General features: G+C 48.0%; 13 protein-coding genes and 1 tRNA gene. 8 read left to right on the top strand and 6 right to left on the bottom strand.

The genetic code is table 11. From position 1 onward, the window contains the following. Positions 1-77 precede the first annotated feature (77 nt). Positions 78-866 (bottom strand): PilZ domain-containing protein, encoded by a 789-nt coding sequence (locus IDZ20_RS12270; protein WP_188151715.1) that lies wholly within the window; start codon positions 864-866, stop codon positions 78-80. A gap of 327 nt (positions 867-1,193) precedes the next feature. Between IDZ20_RS12270 and ttcA the strand changes: the two genes are divergently transcribed. Together ttcA and IDZ20_RS12260 are read left to right on the top strand one after the other, a co-directional pair. Next, the gene (ttcA, locus tag IDZ20_RS12265; protein WP_188151714.1) at positions 1,194-2,111 is read left to right on the top strand and encodes a tRNA 2-thiocytidine(32) synthetase TtcA; all 918 of its coding nucleotides are present in this window, start codon (positions 1,194-1,196) and stop codon (positions 2,109-2,111) included. Positions 2,112-2,516: 405 nt separating this feature from the next. Next, positions 2,517-4,967 carry an EAL domain-containing protein gene (locus tag IDZ20_RS12260; protein WP_188151713.1) on the top strand — a complete coding sequence of 817 codons (2,451 nt, stop codon included), beginning with the start codon at positions 2,517-2,519 and terminating at the stop codon, positions 4,965-4,967. 20 nt (positions 4,968-4,987) lie between these two features. On the opposite strand, the gene IDZ20_RS12255 is transcribed toward IDZ20_RS12260, so the two are convergent. The 5 genes from IDZ20_RS12255 to flgA all read right to left on the bottom strand — a co-directional run bounded on the left by IDZ20_RS12255 (position 4,988) and on the right by flgA (position 8,022). Then, positions 4,988-5,710: a 16S rRNA (uracil(1498)-N(3))-methyltransferase gene (locus IDZ20_RS12255; protein ID WP_188151712.1), complete on the bottom strand. Its 723-nt coding sequence runs from the start codon at positions 5,708-5,710 to the stop codon at positions 4,988-4,990. A gap of 36 nt (positions 5,711-5,746) precedes the next feature. Next, positions 5,747-5,822 (bottom strand) — tRNA-Arg (locus IDZ20_RS12250). A 165-nt stretch (positions 5,823-5,987) separates the two neighbouring features. Next, entirely contained in the window at positions 5,988-6,482 is a 495-nt protein-coding gene (locus tag IDZ20_RS12245) for a flagella synthesis protein FlgN (protein WP_188151711.1), read from the bottom strand. A 322-nt stretch (positions 6,483-6,804) separates the two neighbouring features. Next, positions 6,805-7,119 (bottom strand): flagellar biosynthesis anti-sigma factor FlgM, encoded by a 315-nt coding sequence (gene flgM / locus IDZ20_RS12240; RefSeq protein WP_188151710.1) that lies wholly within the window; start codon positions 7,117-7,119, stop codon positions 6,805-6,807. A 165-nt stretch (positions 7,120-7,284) separates the two neighbouring features. After that, positions 7,285-8,022, bottom strand: a complete 738-nt coding sequence (gene flgA / locus IDZ20_RS12235; protein WP_188151709.1) for a flagellar basal body P-ring formation chaperone FlgA — start codon at positions 8,020-8,022, stop codon at positions 7,285-7,287. Between the two features lie 267 nt (positions 8,023-8,289). On the opposite strand from flgA, the gene IDZ20_RS12230 reads away from it, so the two are divergent. The 6 genes from IDZ20_RS12230 (at position 8,290) to IDZ20_RS12205 (ending at position 14,767) form a co-directional block, all read left to right on the top strand. Continuing rightward, entirely contained in the window at positions 8,290-9,225 is a 936-nt protein-coding gene (locus IDZ20_RS12230) for a chemotaxis protein CheV (protein ID WP_188151708.1), read from the top strand. 83 nt (positions 9,226-9,308) lie between these two features. Further along, complete coding sequence (locus IDZ20_RS12225) at positions 9,309-10,139, top strand: CheR family methyltransferase (protein WP_188151707.1); 831 nt, start codon at positions 9,309-9,311, stop codon at positions 10,137-10,139. Positions 10,140-10,556: 417 nt separating this feature from the next. Beyond that, positions 10,557-10,961 (top strand): flagellar basal body rod protein FlgB, encoded by a 405-nt coding sequence (gene flgB / locus IDZ20_RS12220; protein ID WP_188151706.1) that lies wholly within the window; start codon positions 10,557-10,559, stop codon positions 10,959-10,961. 13 nt (positions 10,962-10,974) lie between these two features. Continuing rightward, positions 10,975-11,412, top strand: a complete 438-nt coding sequence (gene flgC / locus IDZ20_RS12215) for a flagellar basal body rod protein FlgC (protein ID WP_188151705.1) — start codon at positions 10,975-10,977, stop codon at positions 11,410-11,412. A 48-nt stretch (positions 11,413-11,460) separates the two neighbouring features. Beyond that, entirely contained in the window at positions 11,461-12,180 is a 720-nt protein-coding gene (locus tag IDZ20_RS12210; protein ID WP_188151704.1) for a flagellar hook assembly protein FlgD, read from the top strand. A 145-nt stretch (positions 12,181-12,325) separates the two neighbouring features. After that, complete coding sequence (locus tag IDZ20_RS12205; protein WP_188151703.1) at positions 12,326-14,767, top strand: flagellar hook-basal body complex protein; 2,442 nt, start codon at positions 12,326-12,328, stop codon at positions 14,765-14,767. Positions 14,768-14,833: the final 66 nt, after the last annotated feature.

Genomic DNA, 14,833 nt, shown 5'->3' with positions numbered 1-14,833 from the left:
TTCGCTTCGGTTCGACCGACGATTGATTCAGTGCGCTCAGTGGAGCGTCCTAACTTTAGTGAGCGCTATACTTAAATTCAGGCGACAAGCATTTCATTGGCATCGGCTACCGAGCTGATATAGCTTTCTAATTTGTCGCTAGCCGCGCGCGGAACACCCTTGAATTGTAGGCGTATTATGCTGTGGCAACAGGGGCTACGCAGAAATTTACACTGTTTTACCCGAGCGCTAAGCGATAGTTCGAACAAATCGTTGAAGGAGTATCGACCGTCAAGTGTTTGATGCTGGGTCAGATGATGGGTAATGTTTTTTCCATATACTTCGATTTGTGCGCCGTTACGGGAAAGGTTGGCGAGGTGGCCGTTAATCAGAGGTTCTCCTGCGATTGAAAACTGTATTTGTGGGCCTTTGCGGGTTTCAAAATAGGCGCGATTATCCCAGCGTCGATTCTCGGTTAAGTGAGTTTTGATAACGCTTACGGTGATGTAAGCACCTTGGGGGTGGTGGTCAATTTCCTTGAGTCGGACTTCAATATTGAAGTAGCGGTTGTTTAGTCTCAGTTGCAGCCAGCAAGTCTGTTCTTGTAAATGTTCTGGTCGCATATTATTCAGTTCACGCGGCCACGGGTAAACCCCGTCTAAAAGCAGCTCAGATCGTTGTAGGTCAAAGCCATAGATAAACGTTTGCAGGCGTTCGCCGCTGTTGGGCCAGTATACATTGACGAGTTGATGCTCGAGCCCTGCGCTTACAAGTGCTTCGGCTTCCCACGTTTTCCAGTCCACTTTCGTGTTTGGGGTAGGTTGACCGAGCAGTTCGGTCGAGGCTGCCGCGCGGCGAGAACTGGTATTTAAGTATCGTGTGAACATAGGTACAAACAAGATCCTAGAAAGTTCTATTTCGGGCGAACAGACAAGTAAAAAGTGATTGTTGTTCAGTTTGTTATTGGTATTGCAAAGCGTGTGCCGAAAACGAAAGTCAGCGCTAAGCCTTGCAACTAGGCTTGGGGCAATTGGAACAAAGGGAGTCATAGGCAAGCTATTGCCACTTTGCCACGTCGTTTTTGCCTCTAAGCGGCGCTTAAAGGGGAAGCGAATTGCCCCGTGTATGAGTCATTTCCACAAGAGGGTAAAAACCGTACAATACTCCGCCCTAGGTGGTTGATTGTCCGTAAACATGGCGGCAGGAGTGAGGTTTTGGATCAGCAGGTTCGTAAAAATCGTTTAGAGTTCAATAAGTTGCAAAAGCGCCTGCGCCGCAATGTGGGCCGCGCTATTGCGGACTTCAACATGATAGAAGCTGGCGACCGCGTTATGGTTTGTCTCTCCGGCGGTAAGGACTCTTACGCAATGCTCGATGTGTTAATGAGCCTGCAGCGCGTGGCGCCGATTAAATTTGAATTGGTTGCTGTAAACCTCGACCAAAAGCAGCCGGGTTTTCCCGAACATGTGTTGCCGGACTATTTGGATAGCCTTGATATTGAATACCATATTGTTGAGCGTGATACCTATAGTGTGGTCAAGTCAGTCGTGCCGGAAGGTAAGACCACCTGTGGTATTTGTTCCCGCCTGCGGCGCGGCACCTTATACGGTTTTGCAGAGCAAATAGGGGCGACCAAAATAGCCTTGGGCCACCACCGCGACGATATCGTCGAAACCTTATTCCTAAACTTATTTAACGCGGGTCGGCTTAAAGCGATGCCGCCGAAGCTTTTGTCGGACGATAAGCGCAATATTATTATTCGTCCTATGGCCTACTGTGAAGAGGCCGATTTAGAAGCCTTCGCCGAAGCGCGCGAGTTTCCCATTATCCCTTGTAACCTATGTGGTTCGCAGGAGAATCTGCAGAGGCAATCAATAAAGCAGATGCTGCGCGATTGGGATAAGCAGTTTCCGGGGCGAGTAGATACGATTTTTGGTGCGTTACAGCGCGTATCCCCCTCACAGTTAGTTGACACTACACTATTCGATTTTAGTTCATTAAGTTTGGATCGCAGTGGTGAGCGGGAACTGCCAGAGCAGGGCAATGACTGGGCGGTGTTTAGTCGTGAGCGTCCACCTCAAACGGGTGAGCAAAGCGCGGTCCAGTTCATTGAGGCATTGAATCTTAATTGAATTTGTTGAATTATGGTCGGCTGTTGTGGCGTTTCGGTTTGTATTGGGTTCGCTATTAATCGATAGGGTTGAATTGATAGGTATATATAGATAGGTGTATCTATATATACAAAAGTGCCTACAGAAGTATATATAGCAGTACATATAGAAAAGTAATCGAAAAGTGTTACTTGCAGGTGTAATAGCTATCCAGAGGTTTTATAGCTACCTAGAGGTTTAAAAGCAGCCGACCAACAGCTACTTTTATTGATCCTGCCGAATAAAATCGGGACATACTCAGCTAGGGTGAGAAAAACCGTCTAAATTTAACGGGTAGTACGCGAAAATCCATCCGGTTTACTTTTTTATAATGACAAAAAAACCGGCGTTCTAGTTCTCATATTCATTAGCGGTTGAAGGTATACGGTGCAGGTTTTCTTTCAGGGAATTTCGTTTAGGCTAGCCAAAGTAGGCGTTATTGTGGCGCTCTTGGTCGGCTCACTGATGAGCGCAATTCACATCTACGTTGACTTTCACATTCAAAGTGATCAGGTGAACGCTCTCGTCAGCCGCATTACCGCCGTATCCACTCCACCCGCTGCACGAGCAATTCACTCCTTAGACGTTACGCTAGCTAACGAAGTGGCTGAAGGCCTCATGGGCTATGAGTTCATAGTGGCTGTGACGATTCTCGACGAGCTCGGCAATGAAATTGCTGAATCCAAACGCGAGCCACGTGTTTCTAATACGATATGGCTTACCGAGGCTTTGTCTCGGCATCTGAAAATCTACCAGGCGCCGCTATTTTTCCCCGGTGATCAAGATGGCACTGGGCCGCGCGGCTTGATTAGCTTTGTGGTCGATATGGACTCAGCTTATCAGCCATTTTACAGCCACTCGGCGCTAGTGCTTAGCATCGGCCTTATCCGCAGTACGTTCCTTGTTTTTATCCTGTTCTTCGCTTTCCACTTTATTGTAACTAAACCGCTGATTCGTATAGCGACACAAATCAAAGAGATTAATCCGGGGAGCCCCGGTGAGCAGCGATTATCACTCCCTCCTAAGCATGGTAGCGACGAGCTAAAGCAGTTGGTTAACAGTGGTAATCAGCTGCTCGACGCAGTGGACTTAGCGCTAGCTAAGCGCCGTGCGGTTGAAGTGGTGTTGCGTAAAAGTGAAGAACACGTTCGCCAGATTATTGATAGCTTGCCGGTTTGGGTTGGTGCTCGCAATCGCGATGGCCATTACATCTTTGCTAACAAGGCGTTGGCAGACTTCTTACAGACAACGCCGGAATCAATGCGCGGCTCGCATATTAGCGATTTTGCCGATCACTTTGTTACGGCGCCCGACTCAGTAACCTCCTTAGATGCCAATGTGATTGAAACTCGCAAGGGCTCCCAGATTTGGGATGAAAAATGGATCGATTCCAACGGCGATGAACACAGCATGCACACCCATGTGATGCCGATGGAGTTTTACGATGAAGTGGTTGCTTTAGTGGTGTCCTCTGACATTACCGAGTTGAAATTGGCGCAGGCTCAAATGGAGCATATGGCGTACCACGATGCGCTTACCGACTTGCCTAATCGCAGCTACTTGGTTGAGCGTTTAGAAGAAGAGTTACGTCGATCAGCAGTTCAAAATATCTATGGAGCGCTCTTATTTATCGATCTCGACCAGTTTAAGTACATCAACGACTCTCTCGGCCACCCAGCTGGCGACGGTGTCCTTAAACACGTGGCTCAGCGCCTTATGGCAATTGCCTCAGAAACCGATGTTGTTGTGCGCTTAGGCGGCGATGAGTTTGTTGTGGTGCTCACCAACTTAGGCACAGAATTACCTACCGCAATATTGCGCGCAGAAGAAATAGGCGAGCGTATTCGCAGCTACGTATCCGAGCCGCACTTTTACAATGAGCTGGAATTACACGTTACTTGCAGCGTTGGTATTGTCATCTATCCAGAAGAAGATGCCGGTGTACACGAGCTGTTGCGCTATGCCGATACGGCTATGTATCAAGTAAAAGAGCAGGGGCGGGATGCCATCCAGTTTTTTAATAAACACATGGCCGATAAGGCACGTAACGTACTAGTAATGGAAGGTGACTTACACCGAGCCATTGAAAAAGATGCGTTTAGCTTGTACTACCAGCCACGAGTAGATGTTATTACCGGTGAGATTGTTGGCGCTGAGGCGTTATTGCGCTGGCACCACCCCGAGCGAGGCATGATATCCCCAGCGGAATTTATTCCGATATTAGAGACCTCGGGGTTAATCGTTGAAGTGGGTATGTGGGTTCTGAACGAATCCTTCCGGCAGATTAAAATTTGGCAAGCGGAAGGGTTGTGGACAGACTCTATGCGCCTCGGGGTGAATATTAGCCCGCGCCAATTCCGCGCAAATCAATTTGTCGATGATGTTGTTAAGTTAATCGTTCGAGAAGACTTTAACGCAAGCCTTATTGAAATGGAGATCACCGAAGGTATTGTTATTCACAATTTGGAAGAAACTATTGCGACAATGCTGACGTTGCAAAAACAGGGGATTAATTTTGCCCTAGACGACTTTGGTACCGGCTATTCATCTATCAGCTATTTGAAAAAGTTACCCGTTTCGGTACTCAAAGTAGATCAAAGTTTTGTGCGTGATATTACCATCGACCGCAATGACCGAGTGTTGGTAGAAACCATTAGTGCCATGGGGAATATGCTGGGCTTGGAAGTTGTTGCCGAAGGGGTCGAAACCATTGCTCAGCTGGATTTAGTGCGTCAATACGGCTGTTTATACTATCAAGGTTACCTCGCCAGCCCGCCAGTAGAGCCAAAAAAGTTTGCTGTTTTCCTTGAGCAAAAGTTCTTTAGAGAAGACGGCTAAATCTGTTCCTGCTAAATATCCTAAGCGGGATACAGTCTTGCCAGCAGAGCGGTTACCGCCGTTTCAACCTTTAAAATGCGGCTGCCGATCTGGATAGGCTGTAATCCTCCATTCGAAAACCAGTTCACCTCTTTGTCGCTAAACCCGCCTTCTGGGCCTATGGCCAGTACTGACGCCACCGATAATGGCAGGCTGGGGCAGCTAGCGTAGTGTTTGCCTGGGTGGGCAATATACCCCTGCTTATTCTGTATTAACTCCGGTAACGCATCTTCCACAAATGGTCGCAGGCGCTGATACTTTTCCACGCTAGGGAGTTGTGTCGCCATGCCTTGCTCTAGGCCAAGGATAAGTTGTTCACGAATCGCGTTATCAGTGGCTGCCGGCGACTGCCAAAAGCTTTTTTCGACACGTGACGATTGGATCAAGCAGATTCGTTCTACACCCATACAGGCAACAGTTTGCAAAATACGTTTAATCATCTGTGGGCGCGGCAAGGCCAAAATAAGTGTGAGTGGCAAGATGTTTGGCGGTGCTTGGTTGAGCATGAGCTGATCTAGGGTAACGACTTCTGCGCTTGCCGCTACGCGTGCGGTGCCGATAAGCCCGTTAACCTGGCCAACTTTCAGAGTATCGCCGGGGGCGACTTTTAGTACCTTGCGAAGGTGCTCGCTTTGACGTGTGTCTAGGGTAATGACGCCGTCTGGGCTTTCACATTGGTACGCTTCGAGCAGAATTAAATTCATAGTAGCAGCGGGCTATTGTTTGGGGTGATGATGGAATGGCGTCCCCACCAGGACTCGAACCTGGAGCTCGCGCTTAGGAGGCGCGGGATTTATCCTGTTAATCGATGGGGACCAAACTGGAGGGCAGCCTAGTGAAAACTTAAACTGCATACCGCGTTATACAAGCCGGAACCTGCCGCGTCTCGAAAGAGGCGCAACTATATAACATGAGCCTCTAGCATTAAAGGGAAACGGGTATTAAAACGGGATCGATAGATAAGATATCGGCGGGCGAGGTCTAGGCCTCGCCTACCTTGTTAGAGCTGTGACCAGCGAAGGCGTTACCCTTTGCTGTGTAAAGGTTTGGCGGGGCTGTTTGGCCGCGCATTAAATCGAGTACGCGTGCATTGGTACGCTGGCTGCGGGCAAGGATCTTGCCGTTAACGTCATTTGCGGTCTGGCAGGCGGTTTGTAGGGATTTTAATTTCTGCCATTGTTCGGTGATATCGGCGATGTCTGAATTCGCTATCATCGCCTCCCAACGCTTTTCTATATCGGCGTTACTATCGCTACCTTGGCTTAGCTGCGTGACCCAGTGTGTACGGACTTTAGCGCTGTTTTCCAAAATACCGAGCTGAGTTATTTTTTGTTCGATGATTTTGTCTAGGCTATCGGTATCTCGTGCGGCGAGCGCATTGCGCTCGGCTTCGAGTAGTGCAAGCAAAGCTTCGCAGGCATTAACGTCCTGCAAAATCTGTTTTCTTAAGTCGTGGCTGTTAATGGCGGCGGTCATGTTCGGCTCCTCGCAATATTCCAATACAGGTTAACAGCTGTGTTGGAGAGCGCTAAGTAGGGTTGGGTAGCGTCTTATCCTAAAGCCAAAATACTGGCGAAATAGCGGCTACAAGCCTTAGCAGCACAAACCGTGCCTAGTGTTTTAAATCGTTCTGTTGTTTACGTGGCACTATCTTGTTGTAGCTAACCAGCGCTTTGTCTAACGAGTATTGCCGCTGAGTTGTGCTTTTCGTGGGTGGTGTAGGGTAAATCTTACTGGATCTAACCTGCATTGGTGCAGAGACGGCGGAGCAGCGTGGGCCTGAGTGGTGTTTAGTACCCTAGCTGCTAAGAAGTTGGTCGTGGGCCAGCATTCCGTCGGCGATTGCATTGTAGTCGATAGAATAGCTACCGTTTTCTATGGCGGCGCGAATCCCATTTACCTTGGCTTCGTCTACATCGGGCACCTGAGCTAGCGATGCTTCAACTTTCGCCAGGGTCTGCGCGGTATTGCTAATCGATACACTGTCGCCGGGTTGGGTGTCACGGGTACTTTCGGGCTTTCCATCTTCGGCAGCTTTCCCCGTCGGAGCACGCGATTTAGCCGAAGCTACGTTGCTGCCAGTGTTTATGTTGTTGCCAGGTTCGATAACCATGATATTGCCTACTATGAACGTGTGATATTCAGATATTTGCCGTCTCAATCAGGGTATCGGCCGGATTTATACTAACTTTAGTGCTTTTCCAAAGTTTTTTTAATTCAGAACTTGAATAACCCCTAGGCTGTGCTAACTCCTTGAGCGCCAAGCTCCGTAGAGGGGTTACCAAGCGGCGACTTGAACTTCTCCGGGGCCAGTAACCATGCCGTCAACAACCCGTTTCGAGCGTTCGTTGCGCACTTTGATCTTTTCGCCCACATAGCCGTTGGATAGCGCAACGCCCTCGGTTTGCACGACTAGAACCTTCGACTTAACACGTAATACCACCAAGTCACCTTTATTGATCACATCTGGCTCTTGTACTTGGTTAAGTTTAATCGTGTCGAGTGACCGTAAGGCGCGTTTTAACTCCATCCCAATGACGCGGCTAGGGTCTGAGACATAACCATTGCCGAGCTGCATAACATTGGTTCTCTGCAGATTAAGATCGTCCGCTGTCAAGCGGTGACCGCGGGCTAAACTTTGAGAGGCCACCACAACATCACGAAAGATCTCTACCGATGCGGGAATAAATATTGTCCAGCGACTGCCGTCATTACAGCTGGTTTTTACTGTGACATTACTACTTGTATGGGAGAGACTGTTGAGTTTGAACTTGAGTGGGGATTTACACTTTACCAGCTTGAGGCGAGGGTCTAACGAACTAACCTGAACCATTAGATTGTTGCCAATTTCCAATTCTGGGTAGTAGCTAGCGTAAGAGCTACGCGCAAAGTTTGCCGCTTGTTGCTCGATATCCGTTAAGGTTTCGTAACGACCGCTGGCTGCTGTTTGCGCGAATAAATTACTCGTCCATAGGGCGATAACAGAAGTTAAGATCAACACAGAAAGTTGCTGCATTACACCTTTATTACCTTGTGAACAAAGTTTTCTGGAGCAAGTTAAAAAACTGCGTCGTGCCATGATTATTGTCCTATGCTTTGTCTATGCGCTGCACATAAGAATAGTTGAATATTGACAAGATACATCATTGATTAGTCAATATTTTGTCACTTATGCGACGCGAGTAGTGAGTTGCAAGCCTTGTGCCGGATTCTCGCTTGGCGCGTGTTCGCACACTCTAATGAGTTGTTATGTAAGTTTTAAGTCAGTTAATGAGGACCATCTATGGCCGGGGTAATGGATAGCGTTAACCAACGCACGCAGCTAGTGGGGCAAAACCGACTAGAGCTGCTGCTTTTTAACTTAGGCGGTGGTCAGCTTTACGGAATTAATGTTTTCAAGGTGAAAGAAGTCTTACAGTGCCCACCGTTAAATGAGATTCCAAAGCGGCACCCGGTTATTCGGGGCGTTGCCCATATTCGTGGTGGCACCATTCCTATTATGGATTTGCGTCAAGCGACGGGCTATGCGCCGCTGCAGAATATTGAAGACTGCTTCGTCATTATTACCGAATACAATCGCTCTACTCAGGGTTTTTTGGTGCGAGGCGTCGAACGAATCGTAAATATGAACTGGGGCGATATTCACCCGCCACCTAAGGGCGCAGGGAAAGAGAGCTACCTGACCGCGGTAACCGAAGTAGATGGCAAGCTGGTCGAGATTCTCGATGTTGAAAAAATTCTTGCGGAAGTTTCGCCCCTCGCGGAAGACGTGAGCGCCGATGTCATTGAAGATTCGAAGAAAAATACGGTTGTATCAAAGCATGTCCTTATTGTTGACGATTCGTCCATCGCGAGACGTCAGATACAGAAGGTTGTTGAATCCTTGGGGTGTAAAACAACTGTGCGCAAAGATGGCCGCGAAGCGTTAGATTTTCTTGAAGAGCTATTGAAGGAAGGCAAAGACCCAAGCCAAGAGTTACTGTTAATTATTTCGGATATCGAAATGCCAGAAATGGATGGCTATACCTTCACGGCGGAGGTTCGGGCTAACGAACATTTGCGTAATATGCATATAGTATTGCACACCTCGTTAAGCGGCGTGTTTAATGAGGCAATGGTTAAAAAGGTCGGCGCGAATGATTTTCTCGCAAAATTTCACCCAGATGAGTTGGCGAAACGTGTCAACGAACGAATTGCCTTTTATACGAGTGAGACCTAATCGGTATGTTGAACAATTCTTGTTGTCGTTGGTCTGAAAGCCGCACGCATCGTTGCCGGTTCGTGAAAGGTGAATAGCAACATATGATTCAGCTTAAAAGCGAAGAATTTTCGCATTTCAGAGCCTATTTGCGTGAGATCGCAGGCATTGATCTGGGTGAAGATAAACAGTATTTGGTGGCTACACGGCTGCGTCGAATATTGGAAGAGGCGAAGATCGATGATATCGCTTCGCTGTTGATCGAAATTAAGCAAACCTACAATCGCCAGCTGCGTCAGAAGGTTATTGATGCAATGACCACCAACGAAACCTTTTGGTTTCGCGACGTTTATCCGTTTGAATATCTCGCCAACCATCTGCTGTCTGGGCTGGCAAAGAAGAATGGTGCAGCGCGAACGCGTATCTGGTCTGCGGCTTGCTCGTCTGGGCAGGAGCCTTACTCTATTAGCATTATGATCGATGAATTCGTGCGGTCGAAGTTTGGTATGAGTAGTTTTCCTGTCGAAATTATTGCAACAGATTTATCGAGCGCAATTTTAGATTCAGCTAAAAACGGTTTATACGATCGCCTCTCTATTGTACGAGGTCTTTCGGAGCGACGTTTGAAAGAATATTTCAATCCAGTCGGTGACAACACTTGGCAAGTAAAACCTAATATTCTTGAGCGTGTACAATTCAAACCGTTAAACCTGCAAGATTCCTACTTGATGCTAGGTAAATTTGACGTGGTGTTCTGTCGCAACGTACTCATTTATTTTTCGGCGGAGTTAAAGCGCGATATCCTCAGTCGTATTCGCGGAAGCTTAAAACCCGGTGGCTATCTGGTTTTGGGGTCCTCAGAAAGCATTGGCACAGCCTCAGTACATTTTGAAATGATCCACTGTAATCCTGGCGTTATATACCGTGCTATTTAGCGCTCTCCGCTCCAGTCAAACATCTCCAATCAAGCCTTCCTGATAAAACCGTGCCGATAACATAGCGCCAGAGTCGCTTTGTTGCCACACCGATTAGCCTATCGCCTCTGTATCCCCAACTTGAGCAAATGTGTTTAGCGTCTAATCGGCAACTCTATGCTGTTGCTTTACGGCTTGTTCCGGCAAGAACTTGTAGCCTTTCTTTGCTGATAAAAAATACAGTTTCGACCTGTTATAGGCGGTAATCGATTGCCGCTTTTTTGTCGCTATGGGGTAGTTTTTATTCCTGACTCAAGAAAAAGTCTATGTAATTCAGATATTTAAATTTTATGTTCCTGTTGGCACAAGCATTGCTCTAGTGTTAGTGACGATAAATAAACGATTGCAATACGGCAATACTCCGTACCGGACAAGATTATGGCGATTAACTTCAATACTGCGCTCGGCCCCCACGAAAGTGCGTTGCGTATTCGCGCCGATAGAGCGAGCGTTTTGGCGAGCAACCTCGCCAATGCCGACACCCCAGGCTACAAAGCGCGGGACATAGATTTTCAGCAAGCGCTTAAATCGTCGATGGCTCAGCAGTCGCAACCCTTTGCTATGGCCGCGACGCAGAAAGGTCACATCGGTATGGATCGCAATTCGAGTCAAACTGCCGAGCGTTTATATCGCGCACCTACACAGCCTTCTATTGACGGCAATACCGTTGAAGAGCAGGTAGAGCACGCGGAGTTTATGAAAAACAATCTCGATTTTCAGGCCACGTTTACGTTTTTGAACAGCAAGTTTAAAGGCTTAAGCAAGGCAATAAAGGGCGAATAAAGGCGAATTTATTATGGGACTTTCCACTATTTTTAACGTTGCCGGTTCTGGTATGAATGCGCAAAGCCAACGTATGAATACCACCGCAAGTAATATTGCAAATGCTGAGACGGCAAGTAGTAGTAGCGACCAAACCTATCGTGGTCGCCACCCCGTTTTTGCCACCGTGCAGGCGTCAGTGTTGGCAGGGCAGGGTGCAATGCCAAACGGTGACGACGCTGCCGCAGGTGTTCAGGTCACCGGTATTGTTGAAAGTCAGGCGCCGGTGCAGCCTCGTTATGAGCCGAATAACCCTAACGCCGATGAAGAGGGGTATGTGTATTACCCCAATGTAAATGTGGTGGAAGAAATGACCAATATGATTTCGGCATCGCGTTCATTTCAGGTGAATGTCGAAGTCATGAATGCTGCAAAGCAAATGGTACAACGTGTTTTAACACTGGGTCAGTAGCGGGAAACTTCGAGTAGATACCTATGGCTCTGACGCGAGGATGAGAAAATGAGTAGTGTAAATTCAATTGCCGATACGAGCGCGTTAAGTGATTTATCGATCACGCGCAAAACCGAAGGCGACCCGCAATCTAACGAGTTGGGGCAGAGTGCATTTCTGCAGCTCATGATTACCCAGCTTGAAAATCAAGATCCGCTGAGCCCACAGGAAAATACCGAATTTATCGCACAGTTAGCGCAGTTTAGCTCGGTGGAAAGTCTGGATAAGCTGAACAACAACTTTAGTAGCTTTACCAATAATTTTGTTGCCAATCAGGCGCTACAGGCCTCCACCTTAGTCGGCCGTTCTGTAACCGTGCCGGCAGAGCAAACACAGCTAGGTGCCGGTGATTTGGTCACGGCTAGTATCGAAGTACCGCACACAGCAAACGATGTGAAAGTCAGCATCTATACAGAAGCGGGGCAACTTGTTGATCAGGCATCGCTGGGCATACAGCCAGCGGGTGAACTCGTTATGCGTTGGAATGGTCAGCAACTAGAAGTGAATGGTGAGTTATTGGATTGGGCCAGCAGCCATCAAGACGGCGTGGCGCCGGGTATTTACCGGTTTGAAGTCACTACCAATATCGACGGCGAAGTGTCGCAGTTGGATACCGCATTGTCGGCAAATGTTAATAGTGTAACGGTCGGTGCCAATGGCGGTCTCACCTTGAACTTGGCCGGTATCGGCGCGGTGAGTTTAACCGATGTGAAGCAGTTTAACGAATAGCACCACCTATTGTGCCGACACCTATTGTACCGACACATGATTTAGTCGTTTTAGTTTTGCGCCACTAGGGCGAAATTTAATAGGGTAATAGAGGCAATAATTTGCCGCTTACCTTTGAATAATGTTGTATACGCAGGAGTAATTTATGCCATTTGATACAGCGCTTAGCGGCATTCGCGCCGCTTCTACCAATCTCTCTGTTACCGGTAGTAATATTGCCAACGCATCGACGAACGGGTTTAAAGTTTCGCGTACGGAATTCGGTGACGTTTACGCCAACTCAGTTTTAGGGGCGGGTTCTAACAATATTGGTGCGGGTGTACAGGTGCAGGATGTATCCCAGTCGTTCGCTCAGGGCAATGTGGCCTTTACTGAGAACGAACTGGATATGGCGATTAACGGCAATGGCTTTTTTATTGTTAGCCGTGGCGGAGAACAGCTTTATACCCGAGCCGGAACCTTCGGTTTGGATGATGATGGTTTTATTACCAACAATATCGGTGCCCGCTTACAGGGGTTCGAGGCAGACACGAGTGGTAATGTTGGTGGTGTAATTGGCGATGTACAAATACAAACGGCAAATCTCGCGCCGCGCCAAACAACCGATGTGGAGTCGGTTTTAAACCTGAATTCCACCAACCCGGTATTGCAAAGCGTTGGCCGCTCATTTAACACCTCAGGTAATGCCATTGGCGTGGCTCAGGCTGGACTGCAAACATCTACCACTACCACCTTGACCGGCACGACATTTGGTTTGCCACTGGCGAATAATTTCTCGCCGGCGCCTACCGGAACGCCAATGTCATTTGAGGTGCAGTTTTCCGGCTCGGCAACGGGCAATAATGGCTCCGTTGATATTTCGCTCGATACCGACGATGGTGTTCCTGCGACGGTCAATACCTTTAATGATTTACGTACTTTGGCTGGCGTTATCAACGCGCAAATATTTTCACCAGCGCCACCGCAAACACCTGTCGATGTTGTTGCCAACGCGGTCGACTATGGCGGCGGTGTGTACGGCTTAGAATTTACTGCATTGCAGGAAGGTGAAAACACACAAATTCAAATTAATTCACCCTCCGCTAACGCCGCGCAGATCGGCATTAGTCCGGCACCGGCTTCAGTAGCGGGTATCGCCGCTGTATCTAACGGTTACCCGCAACAGTCAATCGATTTTGTTGATGGTAAGGGCCAATCGGTAACCTATACATCGCTGGCGGGCGCTTCAGCTGCGCAAACAGCGTCAGAATTAAATGCATTGCAAGGTGTTTCCGCTACCTCCAATACGAACTTAACCATAACCGGTTTTAATAGTAGTGCCGACAATATGACGGTGTCGATTAACGGTGTGCAGTTAACGGGAGATTCCTTAGCAACGTTGGAAGCTGAAATTAATAGTTTGAGCAATACCATTTTACCCGGCATTTCGGCCACTCTAGACCCAACTGCGACGAGCCTGTCTTTACAGTCGGTAGTGGGCGACGATTTACGAATCAGTATAGCTAGTACCGATGGTGGAGATTCGCTGTCGATACAGGGTGATCCCGATGCGCCTGCGCAGGTATTACAAGTGCCTCCCGTTAGCGCGGGAAATTTTGACTCAACCTTAAATTCCGTAGTCGTGGGTGGCACAATTAATCTAGTGCTTGCAGAAGACTACGTTATGCAGAATGAAACACCGCCGTCGGTTGGCTTGTTTCAGCCTATTTCCGATACCGAATTTAGCGATGTTGTTCTCAATGCGTTTGACCCCAACGACCAGTCGACTTACAACAGCGCTACCTCGATGAGTATTTACGATAGCCTTGGCAATTCTCATGTGCTTACTCAGTACTTCGTAAAAGAGCATTACGAACCGACAGATTTAACGACTGCCGCGAACCACTGGAGTATGTATGTACAAATCGATGGGCAAGATGTTGGCGACCCAAACACGGCGTTACCATCGCCGCAAAATACTCAGCCGACTACCGCTAAATTCGATGTGTACTTTCGAGAGGATGGCTCACTGAATACAACTCTCACCGAAGATATGTTGATCTCTAATTGGACGCCACTCGATTCCAACGGCATGGCCAATGGTGCTATGGGACCGCAAAATGTATTGGCGGGGGGAACAACTGTAATACCAGATCCACCTGTATCATCTAACTTTGTTGTCGACCTTACGGGTACAACCCAATTTGGCTCTGAATTTTCGGTTAATGACGTGGATCAAAATGGCTTTGCAACGGGTCGTCTATCTGGCTTAAGTATCGACGAATCGGGCGTTATTTTCGCACGCTATACTAACGGCGAGTCACAAATATTGGCGCAGGTTGCGCTAGCAGATTTTACCAATCAGCAGGGCTTGCAGCCGGTGGGTAATACCATGTGGGCCGAAAATTTTGAATCTGGCGCGCCCAATGTTGGTACGCCGCGCAGTGCAGCGCTTGGATCGCTTCAAGCCGGCGCCTTGGAAGAGTCGAATGTTGACTTGTCTGAGCAGTTGGTAAACTTGATTATTGCGCAACGTAATTTCCAGGCGAGTGCCAAGACAATTGAAACGGCAGACCAAGTCACACAAACCATTATTAACCTGCGTTAATAATTTTTTAAATAACATTTTATAGAGGGCGGTCGACATGGCCCCCTCTACATCTTGCTTTGATCA

Origin of the sequence: Teredinibacter waterburyi (genome assembly GCF_001922985.1) — a bacterium.
Taxonomy (GTDB): domain Bacteria; phylum Pseudomonadota; class Gammaproteobacteria; order Pseudomonadales; family Cellvibrionaceae; genus Teredinibacter; species Teredinibacter waterburyi.
The sequence above is the reverse complement of the archived record's forward strand: the minus strand, read 5'-3'. Positions and strand labels throughout refer to the sequence as shown.

Coding starts and splice junctions, on each gene's coding strand:
- IDZ20_RS12230 (WP_188151708.1), top strand. CDS start 8,290: ATGGCCGGGGTAATGGATAGCGTTAACCAACGCACGCAGCTAGTGGGG.
- flgC (WP_188151705.1), top strand. CDS start 10,975: ATGGGACTTTCCACTATTTTTAACGTTGCCGGTTCTGGTATGAATGCG.
- IDZ20_RS12205 (WP_188151703.1), top strand. CDS start 12,326: ATGCCATTTGATACAGCGCTTAGCGGCATTCGCGCCGCTTCTACCAAT.
- flgM (WP_188151710.1), bottom strand. CDS start 7,119: ATGGTTATCGAACCTGGCAACAACATAAACACTGGCAGCAACGTAGCT.
- IDZ20_RS12270 (WP_188151715.1), bottom strand. CDS start 866: ATGTTCACACGATACTTAAATACCAGTTCTCGCCGCGCGGCAGCCTCG.
- IDZ20_RS12210 (WP_188151704.1), top strand. CDS start 11,461: ATGAGTAGTGTAAATTCAATTGCCGATACGAGCGCGTTAAGTGATTTA.
- flgA (WP_188151709.1), bottom strand. CDS start 8,022: ATGCAGCAACTTTCTGTGTTGATCTTAACTTCTGTTATCGCCCTATGG.
- IDZ20_RS12245 (WP_188151711.1), bottom strand. CDS start 6,482: ATGACCGCCGCCATTAACAGCCACGACTTAAGAAAACAGATTTTGCAG.
- flgB (WP_188151706.1), top strand. CDS start 10,557: ATGGCGATTAACTTCAATACTGCGCTCGGCCCCCACGAAAGTGCGTTG.
- IDZ20_RS12225 (WP_188151707.1), top strand. CDS start 9,309: ATGATTCAGCTTAAAAGCGAAGAATTTTCGCATTTCAGAGCCTATTTG.
- IDZ20_RS12255 (WP_188151712.1), bottom strand. CDS start 5,710: ATGAATTTAATTCTGCTCGAAGCGTACCAATGTGAAAGCCCAGACGGC.